Annotated in this window: 2 protein-coding genes; both read left to right on the top strand. The window is 66.4% G+C overall.

The features are described from left to right. Positions 1 to 769: condensation domain-containing protein (locus VFZ66_00870; GenBank protein HEX6287705.1), on the top strand; the 769-nt coding region annotated here is incomplete at its 5' end. After that, positions 766 to 3,237 (top strand): amino acid adenylation domain-containing protein (locus VFZ66_00865; GenBank protein ID HEX6287704.1); only part of this gene is annotated, 2,472 nt, incomplete at its 3' end. The genes VFZ66_00870 and VFZ66_00865, both read left to right, overlap by 4 nt.

The following is a 3,237-nucleotide window of genomic DNA, read 5'->3' as shown; positions in this document are numbered from 1 at the left end:
GGTGACGGGGCGGCTGAGCGCCGAAGAAACCACCGCGCTGCTGCATGAGGTGCCAGCAGCGTACCAGACGCAGATTACCGATGTGCTGCTGACGGCGCTGGCCCAAACGCTCACGCACTGGACTGGCAATGCGGTACGCATTGAGCTGGAAGGCCACGGGCGCGAAGACCTCTTCGCCGAGGTCGATCTGGCGCGCACGGTGGGCTGGTTCACCACCCTCTACCCGGTGGTGCTGGAGGTCGACCTGTGGGCCGGGCCGGGCGAGCAGCTCAAGGCGATCAAGGAGCAGGTGCGCCAGATCCCGCAGCGCGGCATCGGCTACGGCCTCCTGCGCTACCTCAATGAGAGCCAGGACACCGCGCCGCTGCGCGCCATGCCGCCCGCCCAGATCAACTTTAATTACCTCGGTCAGCTCGATCGCGGCACGCCCACAGACGGGCTGCTGAAACCAGCACCCGGATCAACAGGTCAGTCGCAAAGCCCGGATAACCCACGGCGCTACCTGATAGAAATTACAGGCTCAGTGTACGAGGGGATTTTACAATTCTCGTGGAGCTACAGCGAGGAGCTACATCAGCGCGCCACAATCGAGCGGCTGGCGCAGGAGTATATCGCGGCCCTGCGCGCCCTGATCGAGCACTGTCTCTCGCCGGATGCCGGGGGCTTCACCCCCTCCGACTTCCCGCTTGCCCAACTAGATCAATACACACTCGACAAGCTATCCAGCCTGCTCGATGACGTCGATACCTCGGAGGAATTGCCCGTATGAAAAATGTCGAGGATGTCTACCCGCTCTCGCCAATGCAGCAGGGAATGCTGTTCCATACACTCTATGATCCTGGGCTGTACGTCGAGCAGACGATCTCTACACTCCGGGGCAATCTGAATCTTGCAGCATTCCAGCGGGCATGGCAGCAGGCTGTGGATCGGCATCCAATCCTGCGCACAGCATTCTTGTGGGAAGGATTAGACTCGCCGCTTCAGGTTGTGCGTCGTCAGACAAAGCTGCCCTGGACGATCGAAGACTGGCGCGGCTTAGACCCAGACGAGCATCAATCGCGGCTACAACAGTTCCTCCAGGCCGATCTTGCTCGTGGCTTTGACCTTGCGCAAGCGCCGCTGATGCGCCTGGCGCTCTTCCAAACCGCCGACGATACGTACTCCTTTGTCTGGAGTCAGCACCACATCCTGCTGGATGGCTGGTCGCTGCCGCTGCTGCTCAACGAGATCTTCACCTCCTACGAGGCGGCGAGCCAGGGACGCGAGCTACACCTGCCGCGCCCTCGGCCCTACCGCGACTACATCGCGTGGTTGCAGCGCCAGGACATGGCCCAGGCGGAAGCCTTCTGGCGGCAATTTCTGGCAGGCTTCGCTGCGCCCACCGCGTTTGGTGTGGATCATCTCGTATACACAAGCGACGACGAGCCCCAGTATGGCCGCCATGAGATGCATCTTCCGGCTGAGCCGAGCGCAGCACTTCAAGCGCTCGCCCGCCAGCATGGGCTGACGATGAACACCGTCGTGCAGGGTGCGTGGGCGATCCTGCTGAGTCGCTACAGCGGGGAGCCGGATGTGGTCTTCGGCGCGACCGTCTCCGGGCGGCCCGCCGAGCTGCCGGGCGTCGAGCAGATGATCGGCCTGTTCATCAACACGCTGCCGGTGCGCGTGCAGGTGCGGCCTGCCGCGCGGCTGCTGGACTGGCTCAAGGCGCTGCAAGCGCAGCAGGCCGAGCTCCGCCAGTACGAGTACAGCCCACTCGTGCAGATCCAGGGCTGGAGCGACGTGCCCCGTGGGCAGCCGCTCTTCGAGAGCCTGCTGGTCTTCGAGAACTATCCGGCGACAACCGCAGGCGGTGGCGATGGCGCTCGTCCTAGCGTTGTGATGGCGAACCTCTACAGCGATGAGCAGAGTAAATATCCGCTGAACGTGATCGTCGCTCCTGGGAAGACTGTAGCCCTGCGCGTCACATACGATCGGCGGCGCTTCGAGCCGGAGACGATCGCGCGGCTGCTGGCGCATCTCCAGCGCTTGCTCGCACAGTTCGCCGCCCAGCCCACCCAGCCGCTCGCCGCGCTGACCCTGCTCGCCCCCGCCGAGCGGCTGCACTGGCTCCACGCCTGGCACGCCCCCGCCGTGCCCGTGCCCGCCGCTGGTACCCTGCCCCACCTGATCGAAGCGCAGGCCGCCCGTACCCCCGATGCCCTGGCCGTGACGCTGGCCGACACGCAGCTCACCTATGCCGCGCTCAACGCGCGCGCCAACCAGCTCGCCCATGCCCTCCGCGCGCGCGGTGTCGGCCCTGACACCCGCGTCGGCCTCTGCCTTGAGCGCTCCCTTGATCTCGTCGTCGCGCTGCTGGCCGTGCTCAAGGCGGGCGGCGCCTACGTCCCGCTCGACCCGACCTATCCCGCCGAGTTGCTCGGCTTGATGCTCCGCGATGCCCAGGTCGCCCTCCTACTGACGCATGCCGCCCTACGGCCTGCACTACCCGGCCAGGCTGCCGCCGTGCTGTGTCTCGATACCGCCGCTGAGCTGCTCGACCACCAGCCGACCCACAATCTGCCCGCCGTCGATCCCGATCACCTCGCCTACGTGATCTACACCTCCGGCTCGACTGGCACCCCCAAGGGCGTGCTCGTCGCCCAGCGCGGCCTCGTCAACATGACGCTGGCCCAGCAGCACGCCTTTGCCGTCACGCCTCACAGCCGTGTGCTCCAGTTCGCCTCGATCAGCTTCGATGCCTCGATCTCCGAGATCGCCATGGCCCTCGGTGCGGGCGCTACCCTGGAGCTGCTCCCCGGCGACCGTCCGCTGGTCGGCGCCGAGCTGGCCGCCTTCCTGGCCCAGCGCGCCATTACCCATGTCACGCTGCCGCCCTCGACCCTTGCCACGCTGCCGGAGCACCCGCTGCCCAGGCTGGAGACACTGATCGTCGCGGGCGAGGCCTGTTCTGCCGAGCTGGTGCGCCGCTGGGCACCGGGCCGCCGCTTCTGCAACGCCTACGGCCCAACCGAAGCCACTGTCTGCGCCTCGATCGCCGCGTGTCAGCCTGACGACGCAGCGCCGCCGCCGCTGGGACGTCCGATCGCCAACACGCAGCTCTATCTGCTCGATGCCCAGGGGGAGCCGGTGCCGCCCGGCGTGGTCGGTGAGCTGTACCTCGGCGGTATCGGCCTCGCGCGCGGCTACCATCACCGCCCCGACCTCACCGCCGAGCGCTTCCTGCCCAATCCCTTC

This window comes from Herpetosiphonaceae bacterium, assembly GCA_036374795.1.
Taxonomy (GTDB): domain Bacteria; phylum Chloroflexota; class Chloroflexia; order Chloroflexales; family Kallotenuaceae; genus LB3-1.
The sequence above is the reverse complement of the archived record's forward strand: the minus strand, read 5'-3'. Positions and strand labels throughout refer to the sequence as shown.